Here is a 22,338-nt window from a genome sequence, read left to right as displayed (position 1 = left end):
TGGCCCCGTCAGCGGGTGGCGCGCAGCCTGTCCGCGATCTGCTCGGGGGTGGCGTCGTTGATCCACACGGCCATCCCGGACTCCGAACCCGCCAGGTACTTCAGCTTGTCCTTGGACCGCAGTACCGAGAACACCTCCAGGTACAGCCAGCCGAGTTCGCGGTCGCGTTTGGCGGGCGCCTGGTTCCAGGCCGCGATGTAGGGCAGCGGCCGGTCGTACAGCCCGTCGCAGCGGCGAAGGACTTCGAGGTAGACGTCGGCGAAGTCGTCACGTTCGGCGTCCGAGAGCGCGGGGATGTCCGGCACCTGGCGATGCGGCACGATCTGGACCTGCACGGGCCAGCGCGCGGCGGGCGGCACGAACGCCGTCCAGTGCCCGCCCTCGACCACGACCCGCTCCCCGGACGCCCGCTCGGCGGCCAGGACGTCCCCCATCACCGGACGGCCGTGCTCCGCCTCGTAGGCGCGGGCGACCTCCAGCAGGCGCTCGGTCTTCGGCGTGACGAACGGGTAGCCGTAGATCTGACCGTGCGGATGGTGCAGGGTCACGCCGATCTCTTCGCCGCGGTTCTCGAACGGGAAGACCTGCTCGACTCCGTCCATCGCGGACAGTTCGGCGGTGCGGTCGGCCCAGGCGTCGACGACCGCGCGGACCTGTTTCGCCGTGAGCCCGGCGAAAGAACCGTCGTGGTCGCTGGTGAAACAGACGACCTCGCAGCGCCCGACGCCCGGCGCGACCGGCACCAGCCCGGCTCCATCCACTGTGGACGAATCACCGAGGACGTTGCGGGCGAAGGAAGGGAACCGGTTCTCGAACACGGCGACGTCGTAGTCCGCCTCCGGGATCTCGCTCGGCTTCCCGGGTTTCGAGGGGCACAACGGACACAGATCGGCAGGCGGTTTGTAGGTGCGCGTCTGCCGGTGCGCGGCCATCGCGACCCATTCGCCGGTCAGCGGGTCGCGCCGGATCTCCGACGCCGCCGCGACCTGGGGCAGGTCACGGGTGTCCTCGGCGGTGCGTTCGGGCGCGCCCGGAGCGTCGAAATAGATGATCTCCCGGCCATCGGCCAGGTGCCTTACCGTGCGCTTCACGCTTCTTCAGCCTCAGCCGTCTCCGCCGTTTCGGCGATCATCAGCTCACCCGCCTGCTCGGTGAGCGTTTCCCTTGCGTTGTCGGACAAACCGTCGTCCGAGACGACGACGTCGGCCTCTTCGAGCCCGGCGATCGTGGAGATCCCGACGATGCCCCATTTGGTGTGGTCGGCCAGCACGACCAGCCTGCGGCCCGCTTCGACCAGCGCGCGGTCGGTCTCGGATTCGGTGAGGTTCGGCGTGGTGAAGCCCGGGCCGTCGGCCATCCCGTGCACGCCGAGGAAGACGACGTCCAGGTGCAGCGACCGCAGGCTCTGCACGGCGACCGGCCCGACCAGCGCGTCCGACGGGGTGCGGACACCGCCGGTGAGGACGACCGTGCGATCCGGCTGGTTCGCGCCGCGCAGCACGTCGGCGACCTGGATGGAGTTCGTGACGATCGTCAGGCCGGGGACCTCGTCGAGCGCCCTGGCCAGCGTCCAAGTGGTGGTGCCCGCGGAGATGCCGATCGCGGTGCCCGGCCGGACCAGCCCGGCCGCGACGGCGGCGATGGCCTCCTTCTGCGCGCGCTGGCGCACGGATTTGGCCTCGAAACCGGGTTCGTCGGTGCTCTTGCCGACGACGGAGGTGGCACCGCCGTAGACCTTCTCGACCAGGCCCCGGCTCGCGAGCACGTCGAGGTCGCGGCGCACCGTCATATCGGAAACGCCGAGCCTCGCGACGAGATCGCTGACCCGGACCGCCCCGGTCCGGCGCGCCTCCTCGAGGATCACCGCCTGTCGTTGCCGCGCGAGCACGGAGCCTCCCTGGATGAATTACACAAAATCCTACACGATCAAACATGGCGCGACGAGATGAGCCGCCTGCCACCATGGCGCCATGGCCAGGCTTCGCGACGTCGTCTTCGACTGCCGTCATCCGGCTTCGCTCGCCCGCTTCTGGGCGGCCGCGCTCGACGGCTACGAAGTCGCACCCTACGACGAAGAGGAGCTTGATCGCCTTCGTTCCCTGGGGTTTTCCGGTCCCGAAGACGATCCTTCGGTGCTGGTCGAAGCGGAAACGGGGCCCCGGCTCTTCTTCAACCTGGTGCCGGAATCGAAGGTCGTCAAGAACCGCGTGCATCTGGACCTGACCGGAGACAGCGTCGAACGGCTCGTCGCCCTGGGCGCGCGCGTCCTCGCGCACCATGAAGAGGGATTGGTCGTACTCGCGGATCCTGAAGGGAACGAGTTCTGCCTCGTCAGTCCTCCGCCGTCTCCTTGACGCCGTCGATCGGGACGCCGCGGAAGCTCAGCACGAACAGCGAGACGGCGCCGAAGAACAGCGCGATGTCCGCGACGTTCCCGACGAACCAGCCGTTGTAGTCGATGAAGTCGACGACGTGGCCGCGCGCGAAGCCGGGCTCGCGGAACAGGCGGTCGCCCAGATGGGTCGTCGCGCCACCGAGCAGCAGCCCGAGCGAAATCGCCCAGCCCGCCGAACGGACCTTGCGGGAGATCCACAGCAGCGCGACCACCGCGGCCGCGGCCAGGATCGCGAAGATCCAGGTGGAGTTCGCGCCCAGCGAGAACGCCGCGCCCGGGTTGTAGAGCAGCCGGAACCGGATGAAATCGCCGATCACCGGTATCGGCGCGTGATCGGTGAGGGCGTCGACGGCCCACCATTTGGTCAGCTGGTCGGCGGCCAGCAGCACCGCGGCCACCAGCAGTGTCCACAGCAGACGGCGGGGCGGCGGCTCAGGCGCGTTCTCGGTGCTCATCACCCGTCAGAGTAATCAGGCCGGGGCTCCCGGGAGCCGCAAGGTCATCAGCGCGCCGCCGGTGGACGCGCGGCCCGCGTAGACGTCGCCGCCGTGCCGCTGCGCCGCGTGCTGGACGATGGCGAGGCCGAGCCCGGAACCGGGCAGCGTCCGTGCCTCCGACGAGCGATAGAAGCGGTCGAACACCTTCGGCAGATCCTCGTCGGCGATGCCCGGCCCGGAGTCCTCGACTTCGAGCACCGCCGTGCCGTCGCCGACCGGGTACAGCCGGACCCCGACCGTCGACCCTTCCGGCGAGAACTTCACCGCGTTGTCCAGCAGGTTCAGCACCGCGCGCTCCAGCGCGCTGGTGTCACCGGTCAGCACCCACGGCTGGAGCGAGACGTCGAATTCGATCTCGCCCGCGCGGCGGCGCGCCCGGTCCAGCGCGCGCTCGACGACGTCGACCATCTCGACCCGCTCGTGCTCGATCCGCGGCTCGTCCTGGCGCGCGAGTTCGACGAGGTCGCCGATCAGCTGGGTCAGCTCGTCGAGCTGGCCGCGGATGTCGGCCTCGATGTCGCTGCGGTCCTCGTCGGACAACGTCCGCGCGCCCGGTCTGCTCGCGGACAGCAGGAGTTCCAGGTTCGTGCGCAACGAGGTCAGCGGGGTGCGGAGTTCGTGTCCGGCGTCCGCGACGAGCTGCCGTTGCCGTTCCTGCGATTCGGCGACCGTGCCCAGCATGGTGTTGAAACTCTGGGTCAGGCGGGCGAGTTCGTCGTCGCCGCTCACCGGGATCGGCCGCAGGTCACCCGTGGTGGCGACGCGTTCCGCCGCCGAGGTGAGCCGGTCGACCGGCCTCAGGCCCGCTCTCGCGACCGCCGTTCCCGCCGCCGCGGCGACCAGGATCCCGGCGCCGCCGATCAGGAACAGGACCACCGAAAGCTCGTTCAGGGTGCGTTTGGTCGGGCCGAGAGACTGGGCGAGCACCATCGCCTGACCGGCGCCCTGCGGGAGCGCGACGACCCGGCTGTCGGTCTTCGGGTCGGTGCGCAGGGAGAAGGCCTTGTCCCCGGAGGCGACGGCGATCTCGTCGTCGCCGTACGGCGGGCGGCTGCCGGATTGCGGATAGGTCAGCCGGACCTTCTGCCCCACCGTCAGCTGGCCGATCTGCAGATCCGCGCTGGCCAGGAAGGCCCCGGGGACCTGCTGCAGCTCGGTCTGCACCTGCGGCGAATCGACCGCGGCCTGCGCGCGGGCGAGCAGGTTGTCGTCCACCTGCTGGTAGAGGTTCTCCTTCACGACGAGATACGCGCCGAGGGAGACCAGCGCCACCGCACCCGCCACCGAAACTGCCGCGAGCAGCGTCACCCGGCCGCGGAGCGAGAAGCGCCGCGTGCCCCAGCGGTCGCCGCGCGGATCCTTTTCGGACACGTCGACGACCGGGACCGGCTCGGTCACGGCGGGGTTTCCCTCAGGACGTAGCCCACTCCCCGCACCGTGTGGATCAGCCTCGGTTCGCTCCCAGCCTCGGTCTTTCGGCGCAAATAGCCGACGTAGACCTCCAGCGCGTTGCCCGACGTCGGGAAGTCGTATCCCCACACTTCCTCCAGGATCCGGCTGCGGGTCAGAACGTGCTTCGGGTAGGAGAGGAACAGTTCGAGGAGGGCGAATTCGGTCCTGGTGAGACTGATCTCCCGCCCACCCCGGCGCACCTCGCGCGTCCCCGGATCCAAGGTGAGGTCCGCGAACGAGAGGACCTCGGCGTTCTGGCCGGCCTGCGGATCCGGGATCGCCCGGCGCAGAAGCGCGCGAAGGCGCGCGAGCAGCTCTTCGAGCGCGAAGGGCTTCGGCAGGTAGTCGTCGGCGCCGGCGTCGAGGCCGGACACCCGGTCGGACACCGTGTCCCGCGCGGTCAGCACGAGAATCGGCAGGTCGTCACCGGTGCTTCGCAGGCGCCGGGCGACCTCCAGGCCGTCGAGCCGCGGCATCATCACGTCGAGGACCATCGCGTCGGGTCTGTTGGCGATGATCGCTTCCAGGGCCTGCGCGCCGTCCCCGGCCAGCTCCACCTGGTAGCCGTTGAACTCAAGGGATCGCCTGAGTGATTCACGGACGGCCCTGTCGTCGTCCACTACGAGGATGCGCATGGCGACAGTCTTACGCAGAGTGCTGAGACTCGCCTAAGAACACACACAGAACCAACAAAGGAAATCCGGCGGTCCGGAAGACGTTTCAGCCGGTCTCGGGCCCCTTTGCAACGGGTGCGTTCCATCTCCGCCACAAAGCGAGCATCCGGACCCCCACGACCGCGGCGGCTGCTACCACCGTCACCGGCCCCGGCGGCAGTCGCAGAGCGTGACCGATCACGACGAGCACGGCCCCCGCGAGCGCCGCGACCGCGTAGATCTCCTTCCGCAGCACGAGCGGGATTTCCCGCAGTAGGAGATCACGCACCGCACCGCCGCCGATACCCGTCGTCATGCCGATCAAGCACGCCGCGTAGGGAGTGGCGCCCGCGTTCAACGCGATGGTGGTCCCCGCCGTCGCGAACACCCCGAGCCCGAGCGCGTCAGCGAGGAGCACGGCACGCCGCAGCTTCGCGATCTGCGGATGGAAGACGAACACGACCAGCGCCGTCCCGCCGCAGACCGCGAGATAAGGCCAGGTCCGCAGGGTCGTGGGCGGCGTGATCCCGAGCAGGACGTCACGGATGACCCCGCCGCCGAGCGCGGTCGTCAGCCCGACGACCACGACCCCGAAGACGTCCAACCTGGACCGCACCGCCGCGAGCGCCCCCGAAGCGGCGAACGCGATCAAGCCGAGGAACTCGAGCGCGGTGAGGATCATTACTGGTCGAGCAGGCCACCGCGGTAGGCCAGCAGCGCGGCCTGCACCCGGTTCGCCGCGCCGATCTTGGACAGGACGGCCGAGACGTACCCCTTGACCGTGGCCTCGGACAGGTGCAGGCGCCCGCCGATCTCGGCGTTGGACAGCCCCTGCCCGATCAGCCCGACGACCTCGCGCTCCCGCTCGGACAACGACGCGAGCAGCTTGCGCGCCGGCTGCGCGGCCCGCTGCTCGTCCCGATGCGACTGCACCATGCGCGCCGCGACCCCGGGGTCGAGCACCGCGCCACCGCGGGCCAGGTCGCGCACCGCCCTGAGCAGCGCCGCCGGGTCGATGTCCTTCAGCAGGAAGCCGTTGGCCCCGAGCCTGAGCGCGAGACTGACGTAGTCGTCGATGTCGAACGTGGTCAACATCGCCACCGTCGGCGGATCCGGCAGCGCGAGGATGGCCCTCAGCGCGCGAATGCCGTCGTCAGGCGCGCGCATCTTGATGTCGAGCAACGCGACGTCGGGGTGGTACCTCCGGGCGACCTCGACCGCTGATCTCCCGTCGCTCGCCTCGCCCACGATCTCGATATCGGCAGCGCCCGACATCATGGCACGCAGGCCCGAACGGACCAGTTCCTCGTCGTCGGCGAACATGAGCTTGATCAACGAAGCCCTCCGGCAGCCGGGGAGCGGCGTCTCGCGTCCCGTTAACGAAGATTACCTACTGTTGTTCAGGGTTTCGAAACCAGACACGTACGAGTGACCCGCGCGGGTCATCTGTGTCGATCTAGCGCTCGATTCAGACCCTGTTCTCCTGGGCCTGAGTGTCGCTGCTCCTGGGCGGATCCGCAGGTCGAGTGTCACTGGGCGGCCAGTGGCGCTGTCCGGCCGCAGATCTTGGGGCGTCGGTCGCGCAACCGCCGTTCGGGGCATTCGGGGCTTTCACCGGGCCGGCCGCTCGATTGCTCAGCCCTCTTGCCCGGCCGGGGCGGTCACCCGGTAGGCTGTGCCTGGCAGTACATGCCCTCGTAGCTCAGGGGATAGAGCACCGCTCTCCTAAAGCGGGTGTCGCAGGTTCGAATCCTGCCGGGGGCACATGATCCTTCCGGCTACCAACTTTCGTTGCTGGAATGGCAGCTCGGCTGTATAACCTCGGGTTGCATGCCCCGTCGCCCAAGTGGCGGGTACGGAAGCCGCTCTCCACGGCCTGGATGCCAGTCAAGTGGATAGGGGCCGCACGACACAGCGGGTTTCGACCTTCCAGTGTCCGACAAGAATCACATTCAACTTGTTCAGGCTACGCGAGTCATGGCGCTGTGCCCGCATTGGAGATCGAATTCTCCAGTGCGGGAACAGCGCCAGTGAACTCGTCTGACACGGAATTCGACCCGAAGCAGCGTCACCGACCTGCAGGGTCGGACATCGGTTCGGCTGACTCGGCTACTCGTTACGCAGCGCTTGAATCGCGAACTTGACCCGCGCCTCGATCTGGGTAGCCAAGGTTTCGGCTGTTGCAGTCGGGATCGGCTCGACGTAATCAACGGTGCCGTCATCGTTGAGCCATGTGAGCACCATCCATCCTGCGTCATAGACCTTCTGCGAGATGAGCCGTTCAAGCGCGATGGCGTACTGACTAGCGTACGTCATGCTCTTGAACGCGGGGTCCTCGAGGGGGATGCGGATTTTCGACTTCCGCGACCGAATGGGTTGACCACTCTCCGCATCTCGGTTAAATGTCATACACCACGCGGTCCAGACCCCGAGGTTGCCGAACGCTCCTGTCAGTTCCTGTACTGCCTTCGCGTCGACAGCGCTACCAATCGCTTCTTCGATGCGGTTGTTCGCATTGTTACCCGAGCTCGACGCTTGCGACTTCAACTCCACAAGGCCCACCAGATGGCCCTTGTGCATCGCCACCACATCCCAGTTCTTCGAGCGGCGGTAGTAACCCGGAACGATGCCGTCCACGGTAACGTCCGACTCGGCGAGCCCTGCGTCCACGAACATCTGCCTTACGAACATCGAGATGCTCTGCATGTGCCGCGCGTCGCGCGCCTGCGCTCCAGTGTCCGACTTGCCGTCTGCGAGAAGCCTCGCGGCGGCCTCGTTTTTCGCTTTCCACCAGTTGACCAGGAGTGGTTCGACATCTTCACGAGACATGGTCGGCACTGTATCGGTCAGCTCGTACTCCAAGAGGTCGATTCCGTAAACTCGTGCCGCAGCAGTGGTCGCAGCTTCGATGTCGCGCGCCCGGAAAGCGCTGCGCAGCTCATCGGCGAGTTCGCTGGGGATCGCAGTTGGCGACGGCACACGGATCTTCTTCAGATACTGAGCCTGGAACCGCAGGGTTCCGCCGCGCATTCGTACACAGTATGCCTCGATGAAGGCTTGCGCGATCCGGGACAGCAGGATCCCGCCGAGGACTTCCAAGTCCCACATGTCCGAGACGACGTAATAGAGATTGTGATGAGGATAGTGGCCGCCGGGCTCCAGAACCGGGTGAATACGTGCCTTCATATCCTGCAGCAACAGCTTCGGCTTGTCGATGATCGAGGTGTTCACTTTGTCGATGGTGCGATGCCAACGATCAGGGTTCTTCTTTGCGACGAATCGATCTTTGATCGCCGGGTGCGCGCCCAGGTAGGCGGCAAGGCGCGGGTAGTCCGCAAGATCGACGAGGTTACCGGCAGCGTCCCATGGGTTCACCAAGTAGTTGCCCTGCCACTCGAACGAACCCGACATCAGGTCTCGCCGCATCGAGAGTGGCAACAGTCTCCCCGACTCCGCCACGCCAGCGTCCTTGGTTACATAAGCCTTATCAGCACCAGTAGCGATACCGATTGCGACGCGAGTACCTGTAGCCTCGTCGTGCAATGATGCGAAGCCGTCGTTGAGCCGCTCGATCAGGGCGAGGCGAGCCGGCGAACCCGTGGGCCACATCTCGCCAGCTGGGAACCAATGCGGGAGGCGGTGTGCCCTAACGCCAGTGTCGGTGAAGTGCGTCATCGATTCATCCCGAGACCACTTGGCCAATGCCTGAGCCGAGGTTTCGCCGAACGCGGCAGTAGCGTCCGCCACGACCGCCGTGCCCTGCGGTTGATTGGCTAGCACCGTGATCGCCGGGTAAGCGGAGACTTCGGATTCGAACGCGTCGACATCGTGCATGGTCCAAACGTGCTCGACCGCATATCGGGACGACACCAGATCCCGCAAATCCTCGCCGTACTGGTTCCGCATCCAGCGGTCGGCGCAGATGAAACCGACCCGGCCGCCGGGTTTCAGCATTGCGAGGCATCGCTCGTAGAAACCCACGTATATGTCTCCGCGGCCCTTCATGGTTCTCCATGTACGGCGGTACTCGATCGCCGTGCCGGCGTCGAGGTCGTCGTAACGGATGTACGGAGGGTTACCGATGGCTACATCGGCGGGCAGGTCGTCGACACCGGGAAGAAGAAAGTCCTGACGACGCACCCAGGTTTTCGCGAGTGCGGTTGCGGTATCCTCAGGCGCACCTGCGGCAACAAGCAAGTCGCGGCAGACCTGGCGGGCGGTCTTGACGTGCTTCGACTGCAAGTCGTACGCGCGGACAGCGTCGCCGAGCAACGCAAGATCATGCCCATAGGCCCGCGCGGAGGAGATCAAGCGTTCGACCGCCGGACCAAGAAACGCCCCGGACCCGCACGACGGTTCAAGCAGATGCAGCGAGCCAAGGTCGCGATCGGCGGTGTAGCCGGTGATATCGAGCAGAACGTCGACCACCCAGCGGCGAGTGAAAAACTCGCCGTAGTTGATTGCCGGCGTGGGAGCAGTCAAGGTCACCCCGCTACTCTAGAGACGGCCACTGACGGTTCCGCGCCCGACACGACAGATGCGTCCTTCCAACGGGTCATCCACATCGAGGCATTGCCGGTTCGGAGGCGTCCCTTCGCCCGCATGTGACGTCGATCGCAGTCGCAGGTCCAGACTCATCGCGTAGGACGCAAGCATGGGCTGTCCGCAGACTAGACGAGGCTGCGGAGCAGGGTTGCAACTGAGACTCGTGAACCAACGGCTTCCTCGCAAGATCGTCCTCGCATGATCGAGTCGATCCAGCACCGGACGACTGTTATACGCAGTTGCCGGTGCTGCCATCACGAGCAAGCTGCGAGCGGCTGGACGACCAGCTCAAGCTGAAACTCGCCGCTCGGCCGACTTACTCGCCGAGACAACACTTCGTCCGTTGGCGGGAATGCCCTGAGGTGGTCGCGATTTGGTTTCCCAAACCCAGATCGGCCCTATCAGCGACCCGCGGGGCGGCCGTCCGGGTTCGTCATCGTGATCGCCCCACCCTGCGCCCGCAAGACCACATCGGCCCGGTACTTCCCCTCCCCAAGGGCAGCGAGAGTGCCGAGGCTGACCATCCGCGTGGTGGAGCCGTCCCGGTCGAACACCAGCAGGTTGCCGTCCTGGACATAGTCCCCGCTGTGCGTGCCATCGCCCTCGACGGTGACTGGCCGGCCGAGTTCGCGTTCGATTCGTGCGCCTGAAGCGGGGCCGGTGAGGATGTGCACCGACGTCCAGTCGCCGGGTGCCAGCTCCTTGAGCGGTCGCGAGCCGCCTGTCCGGGCGAGATCGCCGATCGTCTTTTCGAGACCTTCGTCGAATTCCACTGTCACTCCTGGGGTGCTCGTGCCGCAGCCCGCCATGAAGGCGAGCAGGGCGAGCAGAGTCACTATCAAGCGCATGGTCAGTATTGGTCCGGATACGCCGACGGTTCGCCGGGGTCGTGGTCGTCGTTGCGCCCCGGATTGTCCGTGGGCCAAGGCTTGTTCTTGGTTTCGCGGGTCTCGCCAGGAGGCGATTCGTTGGACGATACCAGTGTGTCGTTCTTGTCGATGACCACCATTTTGCCGTCCTTGACGGCTTGTTCGATCAGGTTCGCCATCTGCTCGGGGCTGGCGTCCGGGTTGGCCCGGGCGATCGCGCGGCCGACCTCGTTGTTGTGCAGGTCCATGGCCACCGGGACGTGGTGGCTGGACGGGTTCCGCTCGTGCGCCGTGGCGAAGTCGCGGGCCCATTCCTCCCCGTACCGCTGCGTCATCATCGCGTTCCAGTAGGCGTGGCGGAACGCGTCGGCGTGCCCGTCGGTCAGGCCTTTGCCCTCGAACTTGCCCTCGGCGACATGCAAGGCGTCCTGCCGGATGTCGGCGAACTCCTTGAGTCCGAGCAGACCCTTGCGCATCTGCAGATCGTCGAGCAGCTTGGCCTCGGCTTGAGTGATCTTCTCCTTCGTGAAACCCGCCCGTTCCGCGAGCCAACCCGTCAGACCACTCGGCCACACTGTCGTGCCGTCCGTCTTGACCTGGTACTTCGCCAGGAGATCGCGATGCCGCTGTTCGTCGGCGATACGGTCTTCGCCTGCCGCGGCGGCCGCGGCCAACGTCGTCGCACCGGCGTCACCGATCTCGCCTGCCATGATGCGCTTGAGCACGGAGTTCAGTTCGGTGTCGATCTGGCCGGCGCGCGCCAGGATGGCTTCCACCTCGACTTGCAGGAGCACGCTGGAGAGGAACCCGGTGGCTTCCTCGGTCTCGACGACCTTGCCGTTGTCGATCCGGAAACCGTTCTTGGCGGCGAAGTCCTCGGTCGTCTCGACGCTGCGCACCAGATCGCGCACAGCCTGCTCCGTATCGTCGATGATCTTCACGGCCGCGGACAAGCGCGCCGCCAGATCCTCGAGTTCCTGGCATCGGGCGCGAAGGTTCTCGGCCGCCGCGTCCGCTGCTTCCCCGGCCCACCCGGCGGGCTTGGCACCGTCGATCTCGTCCTGCAACCCGAGCACCTGGCGGTTCTGCGCGGCCAAGTGGTCACCGATCTGTCCTATCCCGTCAGCCTTCCATTGGCTGACATCGGCCCAGGCGACCATCAATGACCACCCGGCCCGTCGAGTTCCTGCTCACCGGCGTCATCTCGGGCGCGGTACGCGGTCGCGGCGGTGGTCAGCGATTCCGCATAGGAATCCACACCCGTCGCCCAGACACCGATGGAATTCTCCCAATGTGGGCCGAGCTCGGCGGCTGTCTTCGCCGACTCGGTTCCGGTCAATGCGCCGGAAAGCGCAGCCACCCGCTCCAGATCCAGCTCGCGAACGATTCCTGCGGCACGCTTTGCCTGATCAGCCGCGTCACGCAGGGCCTTTGGATCAGCTTCGAACCCCGTCATTTACCCCTCCCCCTCGGTTTGAGGCTACTTGTCCTGTTTGGGAGGTTCAAGGGGGTCGATTCAGTCGGTGGTCACCGACGTTTCCGCCGACGGCAAAGCCGGCAGCAGCCCGGGAACCGCATCGGGTTGCCTGCCGTGGAAATCGGCGTGGTGGAGCCAGCCTTGCGGCAGCCAGCCACCCGTCACCAGTTGCGGATGCTGCCGATGCTGATCGAGCGCCCAGCTGACGAACACCAGTTCCGCATAGTCCGACTGCAGAAGCCGCGAAATGGGGCCGTCGACACTCTCCCCGGTGAAATGCAAGGTCGCAGGGGCCACGATGCTCGCCGAGGTGATAGCGCTCCAATGCCACCTGAGCACCTGCGGCGTGTACATGTAGAAGCCGTAGCTGCTGACATACAGGGAACCCCGGGTTACCGGCACCCATCGAGGCACCGCAGCCGCCTGTGCGGCCGCGCGTGCCCGGGACTTGGCGACGGCTCCGCCGATCAGCGAGCCGGCGACCAAACCCACCCCCACCGCTCCGGTACCGAAGACCATCGGCGTATTGACTTGCCAGCTACCGTCCCCCAGCGCCCGAAAGTCGGAAAGAATGAATTGACCTACCGCCCACAGACGCTCGTCATCGGCGTTGACCGCCGGAAAAGGAGCGAGCACTTCCGGCGTCCGGCTGAGATCGTGCCCGCCCGCCAGCATGGCCGCGAGATAACAGGTGTAGCGCAGCACCTCGTCGCGCTGGGTCCACGGAGGAGGGCCGCTTGTTTTCGTTTTCTTCTTCCCCATTCCGAACCCCCTCCGGCGATCGACGTACGCCGCAGGATAGCAATAGGCCATGAACTCGAATCAGGGATTCCAAGTACGCCAAGCGGACGTCGAAATCATATGAATCCGCACGAAACAGCGGCCGATGCCACGATTTCCGGACTTCAGGCCTCGTGGAAGTCGTCGAGGCGATGCGCCTCGACTGAAGACTCCGTGGCGGCCAGCCAATGCGGATAGGTGACATAGACGAGTTCCGTGTCCTCCTCCGCCACGTAGACCACCTCGGCGCCGGAACGCAGGTAGATCACCTCGCCGGCCTGAGCTGTCACCGAGCCCGAAGGGCCCTCGACGGTGAAAACGCCCGAAGTGATGACGAGGGCCTCGTCGTAGGTCATCTTCCAGGGGTTCTTCTCCCCTTTGCCGTAGCGGGCGAAGCCGACGGACATCGCCGCGCCGCTGTCTTGCGCGAGGACGTCGGCCAGGAAGATCCGCTGGTCGAGCCGCTGAAACCAGGTCGAAGCGTCGTCGCTGGTGAAGTGTTCGACGGACATCCGCGTCTCCTTAAGTGGAAGTTTCTCCACTTAGTTAACTGGAGAAAGTTCCACTTGTCCACCGGTTAGGCTCGCGGGGTGCTTCCCATCGCAGGTTCCGGGCCGATAGAGCGGGCGGACGCGGCTCGCAACCGGCAGAAGATCGTCCGCGCGGCGGCCAAGCTCGTTGCGGCCAAAGGGATCGACGGGCTCGCGTTGGACGAGGTCGCGGCGGAGGCGGGCGTCGGGATCGGGACCGTGTATCGGCGCTTCCCGGACAAGGGGGCGTTGGCGCAGGCGCTGCTCGACGAGAACGAGCGCGAGTTCCAGGAGGCCTTCATCAGCGGGCCGCCGCCACTCGGGCCGGGGGCGTCGGCGCCCCGAAGGCTCAGGGCGTTTCTCGAAAAGTACGTCGACAGGCTTGAGACGCACGGCGAGTTGCTCATGGTCGCGGAGACCGAGACGCCGATGGCGCGGTTCACGACCGGCGCGTACCGGCTGCACCACAGTCATCTGGTCGCGTTGATCAGCGAGATCGACCCGAAGGCGGACGCGCATTTCCGGGCCGACGCGCTACTCGCTCCGCTGGCGGCGGCACAGTACGTCTACCAGCGGCAAAGCATGACGCCGGAGCAGATCAAGAAAGGCTTAGTAGATCTCTACCGGCCCGACGCGTAGGACGCCGTCGTCCAGCGGCACGCAGCGTTTCCCACCGCGGCCCCGCAAAGCACGGAAAGTGCCCGAAGGGTAGACGACGTCCATCCAGGCGCACGGATTCGCGGGCCGGTGGACCTCGAAGCGCACCGGGCCGTCACCGGAGTCCAGGGTCACGACCGAGCCCCGCGGCAGAGCGTCCACGTCGAAGCCCGAGAGCACGATGTTCCGCCGGGCAAGCAGCGGATCGCCAGGGACAGCAGCAGAGAAGAGCGTGACCGCGGCGGAACGATGCGCGGGATGGTTGAAGTACCGGTCCCCCACCAGCCCCAGTCCCGCGCGCACCTCGACGTGGTCGCGCGAGACCGACCGGAGCGGGGTCGGGGCGAGGGCCGTCGGCTGGACGGCCCTCGTAGGCGTGCACCGAAGAGACGTGCAGCGCGACGATCAGCGCTCGCCGAGCTGCCATTCCGGCCGCACGTAGTGGCAGGTGTAGCCGTTCGGGATGCGCTCCAGGTAGTCCTGGTGCTCCGGCTCGGCTTCCCAGAAGTCACCGGCCTGGGTCACCTCGGTGACCACCTTGCCCGGCCATTTGCCGGAGGCGTCGACGTCCGCGATCGTCTGCTCGGCGACCTGCTTCTGCTTGTCGTCGGTGTAGAAGATCGCCGACCGGTAGCTGGTGCCGATGTCGTTGCCCTGGCGGTTGCGGGTCGTCGGGTCGTGGATCTGGAAGAAGAACTCCAGGATCTGCCGATACGTCAGCTGCGCCGGGTCGAAGACGATCTCGATGCCTTCGGCGTGGGAGCCGTGGTTGCGGTAGGTCGCGTTCGGCACGTCGCCGCCGGTGTAGCCGACCCTGGTGGAGACGACCCCGGGGTGCCGGCGGAACAGGTCCTGCATGCCCCAGAAGCAGCCGCCCGCGAGAACAGCCTTTTCCGTCACTGTAGATCTCCTTCGGTCGTTGACACCCAGTACAACGTGTCGCACCCGCCCTGTCATCCCCGTCCAAGTGTGACGGAACGCTTACGTCCGCCGTGCGTCTCACGGTAGGTGAAAACCCTGCTCGCGGTCCTCGCCCTCCTCTTCCTCGCCGGCTGCGCGACGGCCCCACCGGGCCCGACGCCGGAAGACGCCTTCCGATTCGGCGGGATCTCCATGCCCGCGAGCGGCAAGGTGCTGGAGACGCAGCACGACCGGGGCATCGACTCGCGCTACGTCGTCGTCCTCACGCTTCCGGCGGAGGACGTGCCCAAGCTGCTCGAAGCGTCGAACTTCGCACCCGGGGTCATGAACGACGACCGGGTCGTGGACGGTCGCCGCGTCTACCGCAAGGTCACCGTCGAAGGGACGACGGTGCGTCTCGAGATGTTCACGACGTGAGCACTCTGCGTGAAAAAGATGGGCCGTTCGGACTCGCCTGGGTGACCCCCTAACGTGTACCTCCACGCACCATCCGCCGGAGGACGCATGGATCCGTTCCGTGTACCGCCCGAGCTGTTCCGTTTCACCGACGGGAGCAGATCCGGGCTCCCCCTGGCGATCCTGCACGCCTTCGGCGAGGCGAACGAACGGCTGGAGACGGCGCTCGGGATCGACGACGTCCGCACGAGGCTGCGCGAGGTCGGCTGGCTGGAGACGCTCGACGACGAAGACCTCGTCAAAGCGTTGGACCAGCTCAAGGGCCAGGGCCAGCTGGACGTCGTCCAGAGTCACGCGGGCGACTACCGGACCGCGTCCGAGTACGAGCGCCGCAACCTCCAGTACGCGCTGACCCGGCAGGGCGAGGCGGCGTACGCGGGTGTGGTCCGCGCGAACGAGGTGCTCAACGCCTCCGGAGCGCTCCAGTCCGCGACGCTCGAAGCGCTGGGCGAGCGGCTCGGTGAGCTCGCGAAGCAGCTCGAAGACGGCACCGACCGGCGGGTGTTCAGCACGCTCGCCGAAGTCGAGGGCCACCTCGAAACGTTCCGCGACAACACGAAGCGCTTCAATGGCGACCTCCAGCGCCTGCTGCACGCGGAGGCCGACCTCGCGACGTTTCACGAGGTCAAGGCGGCGACGGTCGCGTATCTGCAGGAGTTCCTGAACGACCTGGAACATCACACCCACACGATCGCCACCCGCATCAAGGAGATCGACGACCACGGCATCGAGCGCGTGCACCGGCGAGCGCTCAACGGGGCGACCCTTCGCACGCCGGATCAGCGCTGGCTCGACGTCCGCAAGGCGCGCTGGGACGGGCTGCGCGCTTGGTTCCTGCCCGAGGACGGGACGACACCGCGGGTCGAGGACCTTCACAACCTCGCGCGACGGGCGATCATCACGCTTCTCCAGGTCCTCGACCGGATCACCGAGTCGCGGCGGCGCGCGAGCAGCGCGGTCGCCGATTTCCGGGAGCTGGCGCGGTGGTTCACCGTCGTCCCGGCGCAGGAGGACCTGCATCGCCTGTGGTCCACGATGTTCGGGCTGAGCTCCGCGCGGCACGCGCATCTCGCCCACGCCGACCCGGAGGTGGTCAGCACGACGGCCTCATGGCTCGACGCGCCGCCGGTCGAGGTGTCCGAGCTGCTTCGCTCCGCCGGCCGCACCGAGCGGTTCACCAGGACCGGGCGGGTTCGCGACGTCACCGCGATCAGGGCGGCACGGGTCCAGCAGGCGATCGCGGAGCGCGCCGAACTCGAAGCGGCGTGGAACATGCTCGACACCGGCGGCGTCGTGCGGCTTTCCGCGTTCGAGAAGCTGGACCACACCGTTTTCGAGCGCCTGCTCGACCTGCTGGGTCAGGCGCTGGGCAGGCCTCCCGGCGCGGAGGGCACCCGGCGGAGCACGACGTCCGACGGGCAGATCGAGATCGTCCTGCGGCCGCCGCGGAACGGCGCGGTCGCCCGGTTGACCACCACTAGCGGCGTCTTCCGCGGCCCCGACTACGAGATCGAGATCAGCACGGCCGGAGGCGGTGCGTGAGCCTCACGAACCAACTGGTCATCGCGGAACGCGAAGAGGTCGCGCGCGGGATCCGGGCCCTGCTGGCCACCCCGTTGATCGGCGAACGCGGCTCCCCCGAGACCTTCGACCTCATCCGCCGTCGCCGCGAGCCCATCCGGCAGTGGTTCGACTACTACTGCGGCTGGACGCTCACGGTCGAACCGCGGCTCGGCTACGCCCGGCTGGTCAAGGTGCGCGCGGCCGCCGATCCCACCCGTCCGGCGCGGCGGCTGCGCTCCGGGCGCGCGGCGTTCGACCGCCGCCGCTACGTCCTGCTGTGCGTGGTGGCGGCCGAACTGCTGACCGTGCCGGTGACCACCATCGGCCTGCTCGCCGGCCGCGTCGCGCAGGCGAGCGCCGCCGACGACCTCGTCACCTCCTTCGACGGCGCCGTCCGGGCGGAGCGGCTGGCGTTCGTGGACGTCCTCAGGCTGCTGGAGTCCTTCGGCGTCCTCGAAGCCGCCGACGGCGACCCGGAGTCCTTTGTGGACGATCCGGCGGCGAAGGTGCTGTTCCGCGTCGACGCGACGTTGTTGCTGCGGCTGCTCGCCGCGCCGGTCGGGCCGTCGCAGCTGGCCGTTCCCGCCGACGACGTCGCACTGCGGTTCGAGGAGCTGCTGGAGGCGGTGTCGCACGAGCAGCGCTACGGCCTTTCGTCGGGCCGCCACGAGGACACGCCGAGCGCGTCGGACGTCCAGCGGAACCTGTGGCTGCGGCACACGGTGTTCCGCCGTCTCGTCGACGATCCGGTGCTGTACTTCGCCGAACTGACCGCGGAGGAACGCGCGTACCTCGGCACGCCGACCGGGCGCCAGCTGCTGCGGCGTGCCGCGGAGCAGGGCGGCTTCGTCCTCGAAGAACGCGCCGAGGGCGTGCTGCTCGTCGATGTCGACGGGCTGGCCACCGACGAGAAGTTCCCGGACGACGGCAGCAACGCCAAGGTCGCCGCGCTCCTGCTGCTCGACGCGCTGGACGAGCCGCGCACCACCGACTATCTGCAGAAGGCCACCGCCAAACTGCTGAAACGCTTCCCGCGCTGGGCCAAGACGTACCGGGGCAAGGACGGGGTGCGTCGGCTGACCGTCGACGCGCTCGCCGTGCTGACCGGATTCGGCCTGGTCCGCACCGAAGCCGAACTCGTCCGGCCGCTCCCAGCCGCCGCGAGGTACACCGACCGCACCGAGGAGGCGCCGTGACCGTGACGAGGTGGATCCCCTCCCGTGCGGGCATCCTCAACATCTGGCGCTACTACGACGAGATCTTCGAGTTCCACGACGGGCGCCTGCTGCTGCGCGGCCCCAACGGGAGCGGGAAGTCGAAGGCGCTGGAACTCCTGCTGCCGTTCCTGTTCGACGCGAGCCTGCGCGCCAACCGGTTGTCGACCTTCGGCACCAGCGAACGCAGCATGCACTGGAACCTGATGGGCGAAGGCGCTTCCGGCGCCACGCGTGTCGGCTACGTCTGGCTCGAATTCGGTATGGCGGGCGAGAAGTGGTTCACCTGCGGCGCGCGGCTGCAGGCCAGTACGCACACCAGCACGGTGCACGCCGACTTCTTCACCACCGATCTGCGCGTGGGCGACGGCTTGCCGCTGGTCAACGAGGCCGGTCAGCCGCTGACCAAGAACGCGCTGGAGGAGGCCCTCGGCGAGCACGGGACCGTGCACGAGGGCGCGACCGAATACCGCGCGGCGATCCGCGCGAAACTGTTCCCCACCTTGAGCGAACAGCGCTACGACGCGCTGATCACCGCACTGCTGCAGCTGCGGATGCCCAAACTCTCCCAGCGGCTCGACCCGAGCCTGCTGTCCAATCTGCTCTCCCGCGCGCTTCCGCCGTTGGGACAGCAGGAGATCGCGGATCTCGCCGAGGGTTTCGAGCGGCTCGACGCGCAGCGCGAACGGCTGGGCTCGCTGGAGACCGAGGTCGACGCGACCCGCGCGCTCGCCGCACGGCAGAAGACCTACGCCCAGCGTGTGCTGCGCGCGGGCGCCGCGAACCTCATCGACGCGACCACGGAACTCGACGAACTCGCCGCGGCGGCACGCCGTTCGGCCGAGGAGTACGACGAGGTCGCGGCGAAGAAGGAGGCCGCCGAGGCACGGGCGGAGAAGCTCGAAAAGGACGTCGAAGAGGCCGAAGCACGGCTCTCGGGGCTGACCGAATCCGAGTCGTACCGCAAGGGCCAGGAGCTCGACAAGCTGCGGCAACGGGCCTTGTCCACGCGTGAGAAAGCGGAGGCGCTGCGCGCGGACGCCGATCGGCTCCGTGCCGAGGCGGACGCCGACGAGGAGCGCTCGCGGGCGGCGAAGCAGGTCGCGAAACGGCAGGCCGACCTCGTGCGCTCGCTGGAAACCGAGGTCCGCGCCGCCGCGACCCGCGCGAACCTGGCCGGGGTGCACGACGAACTCGTCGCAGGGCTGGACGAACCGGCCCGGCTCCGCCCGTTGCTGCAGGCCGCCGTGCGCGGCAAACGCGACCAGGTCGAGGCGCTCGGGCGGGCGCTGGACAAACACGAACGCGCCGTCGGGCGGCGTCACCAGGCCGAAGCGGACCTGGACCGCGCCCGAGCGGATTTCTCGGTCGCGCAGGAGCGAGTGGACCTCACGACGGCGACCCGGGAGCTCGCGCTGAGCGATCTGCGCACCCGGCTCGCCGAATGGGCGATCGGCTGCCGTGAGCTGCGGTTCCCCGACGTCGAAGCGGTCGTCCGGGACGCCGAGGCGGAGGTTTCGCTGCTGGGCAGGCTCGGCGCCGTCGCCGAGGCCGTGCTCGAAGACATCATCCGGCGGGAGGCGGCGACGGGTGCCGCGCTGGCCACCGCGCGAACCGAGCACGACGAGCTTCTCGTCGAAGCGGGCGTACTCGAAACCGAAGACATCCTCGCGCCCGAGTCGCCGCGAACCCGCACCGCGGACCGGGCCGAGATGAGCGGCGCGCCGCTGTGGCGGCTGGTCGATTTCGCCGGCTCGGTCCCGGAAAGCAGCCACGCGGGGATCGAGGCCGCGCTCGAAGGCGCCGGCCTGCTGGACGCCTGGGTGAACTCCCACGGCGTCGTCGACGGACACGACGTGCTCGCGGAGTCCGGGACTCTGCCGGTGGCCTCCGGTCGTTCGCTCGCCGACGTCCTCGTGCCGGAACCCGACGCCGAGGTCTCCCCTACGAAGATCCGCCGGATCCTCGAAGTGATCGCCTTCGACGACACGCTTCCCGCCGGTCCCGCGGCGATCGGCGCGGACGGTGGCTGGCGGATGGGCAGCCTGTCGGGCAGCTGGACGAAGGACGCTCCGGCGTACATCGGTGGTTCCGCGCGCCTGCGCGCCCGCGAACGCCGTATCGCCGGGCTGCGAGACAAGATCTCCCTCCGTGAGAAGACCATCGCCGAGCTGGAGGGCGAGCTGGCCGCGTTGCGCGGCAGGCGCGAGCTGATCAAGATCGAACGCGCCGCCCGCCCCGGTCACGACGATCTCCTTGCCGCGACCGGGGAACTGACCACGGCCGAGGCCGAGCTGACCGCCGCCGACGCCGCCGTCCGGCATCTGGAGGCGGCCGTCGGCGCGTTGGAGATCGAGGCCAAGACCGCGCTGCACGAGCTGACCGCCCAGGCTTCGGAGTCCGGGTTGCCGACCGAGCGGGCGCCGCTGGCCGCACTCGCCACGGCCCTGCGCATCTACTCCGACCAGGGCGAGAACTGGTTGTACGAGAACGGAAACCTGCTCACCGCGACCCAGCGTGCCGAGCTGTGCGCCGAGCAGGCGGACCGGTCGGAGGCGAACGCGGCCCGGCGCGAGGAGGAGGCCTCCGACGCGGAGGCCGAACGCACCAAGCTCACCGCGATGCTCGACGCGATCGACGGGACGGTCGGCACCGGCCAGCGCGAGGTGCTCGCCGAAATCGACGGCCTGCGCACGAAACTGCGTGAACTCTCGGGCGAACTCCGCGCCGCGAACGCCGACGCCAAGGAGCTCGCGGTTTCGCTGGGCGCGCTCGGCGTCCGGCGGACGACCGACGCGCGGGCCCGCGAAGACGCCGCCAAGAAGCAGGACGCGGCGGCGCTCCGGTTCCGGAAGCTCGCCACCGGGATCTTCCCCGCGGACGGCGGGATCGAGGACCTGCCGAAATTCCAGGCCACCTTGTCCGCGTCCGAGAGTGTCCGCGCGGCGCTCGACACGGCCCGGCTGGTGGCCGCGGCGTGGCCGTCCGTGCCGCACGCGCCGAGCAACCTCGGCGAGGCACTGCACCGGCTCTCGGAGGCCGTGCACACCTGCCGGAACACGCTCAGCTCGCGCGCGGAACTCGATCTGGAGACCGACGAGGACGTCCAGATCTTCACCGCCGTCGTCGACGGGCTGCGGGTCGGCGCGGCCGAACTGCTGAAGATCCTTTACGCGGAAGCGGAACAGAGCAGGCACGAGATCACCGATCGCGAGAGCGACCTGTTCGACAAGACCCTGACCGGCGACACCCGCCGTCACCTCGCGGCCCGTATCCGGCAGGCCAACGACCTCGTCGACGGCATGAACGCGCGGCTGGAACGCGTGCGGACCGCGTCGAGGGTCGCCGTCCGGCTGGTCTGGCAGGTCTCCCCGGATCTGCCGCCGGGCACCAAGACCGCGCGGGACCTGCTGCTGAAGGATCCGGATCAGCTGACCGCCGAAGACCGTGTGTCACTGCACAAGTTCTTCCGTGAGCGCGTCGAGCAGGCGAAGGCGGACGACACGGCGACCAGCTGGGAGCAGCAGCTCGCCCAGGTCTTCGATTACACGTCGTGGCACCGGTTCGTGGTCAAGGTGGACCGCGCGAACGGGGCGGGCTGGCAGCTGCTGACCAAGAAGCTGCACGGCGCGCTTTCCGGTGGGGAGAAGGCGATCGCGCTGCATCTGCCGCTGTTCGCCGCCGTCGCCGCGCACTACCAGGCCGCGCCCGAGGCGCCGAGGGTGATCCTGCTCGACGAGGTGTTCGTCGGCGTCGACACCACCAACCGGGGGCAGGTGTTCGGCCTGCTGTCCGCGCTCGACCTCGACCTGATGCTGACTTCGGACCACGAATGGTGCACCTACGCCGAACTCGGCGGCGTCGGGATCCATCAGCTCATCACCGGCGGCGACGGCGAAGACGCGGTCACCACGGCCCGGTTCACCTGGAACGGACACGACCTCCAGCCGGCGGGACATTAGCCTGAGCGGGCCCTTTCCGTCGTTATTCCTTGTGCGTGTGGGAGGGCTCGCTACGTTCCCGCGGAGGATGTGCGGGTTGCGCATGTTCGCCGGCCCGTCGACGTTCCAGACGGTCGATCTGCTCACCGGCGGGGCGACCAAGGTCGGCGAATTCCCGTTGCCGGTCGGGGATGTCGCGGTGGCGCTCGATACCGACTGAGCGGGGAACGCGGGTGTCCGGTCTTCGGGCCGGGCATTGGGGCTTTCCGGGAGAGCGGCTGGTTGTCGGGGCCTGCGGTCTTTCGCCGGGTGTGGTTGCCGAAAAACGGCGACGCCGACCAGAGCGCATGGCCGACAGATCTCATTGCCGAAAATCGGCAATGTCGCA

Annotated in this window: 22 protein-coding genes and 1 tRNA gene; 8 read left to right on the top strand and 15 right to left on the bottom strand. The window is 67.8% G+C overall.

Annotated features, from left to right (window positions below):
- Positions 1-8: 8 nt before the first annotated feature.
- Entirely contained in the window at positions 9-1,091 is a 1,083-nt protein-coding gene (gene galT, locus MJQ72_RS14120) for a galactose-1-phosphate uridylyltransferase (protein ID WP_240599603.1), read from the bottom strand.
- On the bottom strand, positions 1,088-1,888 hold the full coding sequence (locus tag MJQ72_RS14115) for a DeoR/GlpR family DNA-binding transcription regulator (protein WP_240599602.1): 801 nt from the start codon (positions 1,886-1,888) through the stop codon (positions 1,088-1,090). The genes galT and MJQ72_RS14115 overlap by 4 nt, the downstream gene beginning before the upstream one ends.
- 82 nt (positions 1,889-1,970) lie before the next feature.
- Between MJQ72_RS14115 and MJQ72_RS14110 the strand changes: the two genes are divergently transcribed.
- On the top strand, positions 1,971-2,354 hold the full coding sequence (locus MJQ72_RS14110) for a VOC family protein (protein WP_240599601.1): 384 nt from the start codon (positions 1,971-1,973) through the stop codon (positions 2,352-2,354).
- On the opposite strand, the gene lspA is transcribed toward MJQ72_RS14110, so the two are convergent.
- The 5 genes from lspA to MJQ72_RS14085 all read right to left on the bottom strand — a co-directional run bounded on the left by lspA (position 2,332) and on the right by MJQ72_RS14085 (position 6,332).
- Complete coding sequence (gene lspA / locus MJQ72_RS14105) at positions 2,332-2,850, bottom strand: signal peptidase II (protein WP_240599600.1); 519 nt, start codon at positions 2,848-2,850, stop codon at positions 2,332-2,334. The two genes, MJQ72_RS14110 and lspA, sit on opposite strands and share 23 nt — an antisense overlap.
- Positions 2,851-2,865: 15 nt before the next feature.
- Complete coding sequence (locus MJQ72_RS14100; protein WP_240599599.1) at positions 2,866-4,290, bottom strand: HAMP domain-containing sensor histidine kinase; 1,425 nt, start codon at positions 4,288-4,290, stop codon at positions 2,866-2,868.
- Positions 4,287-4,979, bottom strand: a complete 693-nt coding sequence (locus MJQ72_RS14095) for a response regulator transcription factor (protein ID WP_240599598.1) — start codon at positions 4,977-4,979, stop codon at positions 4,287-4,289. The genes MJQ72_RS14100 and MJQ72_RS14095 overlap by 4 nt, the downstream gene beginning before the upstream one ends.
- A gap of 85 nt (positions 4,980-5,064) precedes the next feature.
- Positions 5,065-5,679: a trimeric intracellular cation channel family protein gene (locus MJQ72_RS14090; RefSeq protein WP_016337390.1), complete on the bottom strand. Its 615-nt coding sequence runs from the start codon at positions 5,677-5,679 to the stop codon at positions 5,065-5,067.
- Positions 5,679-6,332: a response regulator transcription factor gene (locus MJQ72_RS14085; RefSeq protein WP_005155565.1), complete on the bottom strand. Its 654-nt coding sequence runs from the start codon at positions 6,330-6,332 to the stop codon at positions 5,679-5,681. Before MJQ72_RS14085 ends, MJQ72_RS14090 begins: the two co-directional genes overlap by 1 nt.
- Before the next feature lie 356 nt (positions 6,333-6,688).
- Here MJQ72_RS14085 and MJQ72_RS14080 point away from each other — a divergent pair.
- Positions 6,689-6,761: transfer RNA gene (locus tag MJQ72_RS14080), tRNA-Arg, on the top strand.
- Between the two features lie 345 nt (positions 6,762-7,106).
- Here MJQ72_RS14080 and MJQ72_RS14075 read toward each other — a convergent pair.
- The 6 genes from MJQ72_RS14075 to MJQ72_RS14050 all read right to left on the bottom strand — a co-directional run bounded on the left by MJQ72_RS14075 (position 7,107) and on the right by MJQ72_RS14050 (position 13,180).
- Positions 7,107-9,485, bottom strand: coding sequence for a PaeR7I family type II restriction endonuclease (locus MJQ72_RS14075; protein WP_240599597.1), 2,379 nt, complete (start codon positions 9,483-9,485; stop codon positions 7,107-7,109).
- Positions 9,486-9,943: 458 nt separating this feature from the next.
- On the bottom strand, positions 9,944-10,378 hold the full coding sequence (locus tag MJQ72_RS14070; protein WP_240599596.1) for a hypothetical protein: 435 nt from the start codon (positions 10,376-10,378) through the stop codon (positions 9,944-9,946).
- Between the two features lie 14 nt (positions 10,379-10,392).
- Positions 10,393-11,571, bottom strand: a complete 1,179-nt coding sequence (locus MJQ72_RS14065; protein ID WP_240599595.1) for a wnt family protein — start codon at positions 11,569-11,571, stop codon at positions 10,393-10,395.
- A complete protein-coding gene (locus MJQ72_RS14060) occupies positions 11,571-11,867 on the bottom strand; it encodes a hypothetical protein (protein ID WP_240599594.1) in 297 nt (98 codons plus the stop codon). Before MJQ72_RS14060 ends, MJQ72_RS14065 begins: the two co-directional genes overlap by 1 nt.
- Positions 11,868-11,927: 60 nt before the next feature.
- Positions 11,928-12,650, bottom strand: a complete 723-nt coding sequence (locus MJQ72_RS14055; RefSeq protein ID WP_240599593.1) for a hypothetical protein — start codon at positions 12,648-12,650, stop codon at positions 11,928-11,930.
- Positions 12,651-12,793: 143 nt separating this feature from the next.
- A complete protein-coding gene (locus MJQ72_RS14050) occupies positions 12,794-13,180 on the bottom strand; it encodes a cupin (protein WP_240599592.1) in 387 nt (128 codons plus the stop codon).
- Between the two features lie 78 nt (positions 13,181-13,258).
- Between MJQ72_RS14050 and MJQ72_RS14045 the strand changes: the two genes are divergently transcribed.
- Positions 13,259-13,837 (top strand): TetR/AcrR family transcriptional regulator, encoded by a 579-nt coding sequence (locus tag MJQ72_RS14045; protein ID WP_240599591.1) that lies wholly within the window; start codon positions 13,259-13,261, stop codon positions 13,835-13,837.
- Here the strand turns inward: MJQ72_RS14045 and MJQ72_RS14040 are convergent.
- A complete protein-coding gene (locus MJQ72_RS14040) occupies positions 13,808-14,158 on the bottom strand; it encodes a molybdenum cofactor biosysynthesis protein (RefSeq protein WP_240599590.1) in 351 nt (116 codons plus the stop codon). The two genes, MJQ72_RS14045 and MJQ72_RS14040, sit on opposite strands and share 30 nt — an antisense overlap.
- A gap of 102 nt (positions 14,159-14,260) precedes the next feature.
- The gene (gene msrA / locus MJQ72_RS14035; protein ID WP_063273222.1) at positions 14,261-14,755 is read right to left on the bottom strand and encodes a peptide-methionine (S)-S-oxide reductase MsrA; all 495 of its coding nucleotides are present in this window, start codon (positions 14,753-14,755) and stop codon (positions 14,261-14,263) included.
- Between the two features lie 108 nt (positions 14,756-14,863).
- Between msrA and MJQ72_RS14030 the strand changes: the two genes are divergently transcribed.
- From MJQ72_RS14030 to MJQ72_RS44615, 5 genes are all read left to right on the top strand, one after another.
- Positions 14,864-15,193 (top strand): hypothetical protein, encoded by a 330-nt coding sequence (locus MJQ72_RS14030; RefSeq protein ID WP_240599589.1) that lies wholly within the window; start codon positions 14,864-14,866, stop codon positions 15,191-15,193.
- Positions 15,194-15,280: 87 nt separating this feature from the next.
- Positions 15,281-16,774, top strand: a complete 1,494-nt coding sequence (locus MJQ72_RS14025; protein WP_240599588.1) for a TIGR02677 family protein — start codon at positions 15,281-15,283, stop codon at positions 16,772-16,774.
- The gene (locus tag MJQ72_RS14020) at positions 16,771-17,991 is read left to right on the top strand and encodes a TIGR02678 family protein (RefSeq protein ID WP_240599587.1); all 1,221 of its coding nucleotides are present in this window, start codon (positions 16,771-16,773) and stop codon (positions 17,989-17,991) included. The genes MJQ72_RS14025 and MJQ72_RS14020 overlap by 4 nt, the downstream gene beginning before the upstream one ends.
- Positions 17,988-21,971: a TIGR02680 family protein gene (locus MJQ72_RS14015; protein WP_240599586.1), complete on the top strand. Its 3,984-nt coding sequence runs from the start codon at positions 17,988-17,990 to the stop codon at positions 21,969-21,971. The genes MJQ72_RS14020 and MJQ72_RS14015 overlap by 4 nt, the downstream gene beginning before the upstream one ends.
- A 76-nt stretch (positions 21,972-22,047) precedes the next feature.
- A complete protein-coding gene (locus MJQ72_RS44615; RefSeq protein ID WP_256464199.1) occupies positions 22,048-22,170 on the top strand; it encodes a hypothetical protein in 123 nt (40 codons plus the stop codon).
- Positions 22,171-22,338: the final 168 nt, after the last annotated feature.

The sequence above is a fragment of the Amycolatopsis sp. EV170708-02-1 genome, assembly GCF_022479115.1.
Classification (GTDB): Bacteria; Actinomycetota; Actinomycetes; order Mycobacteriales; family Pseudonocardiaceae; genus Amycolatopsis.
This window is presented reverse-complemented; position numbering and strand designations above follow the sequence as displayed.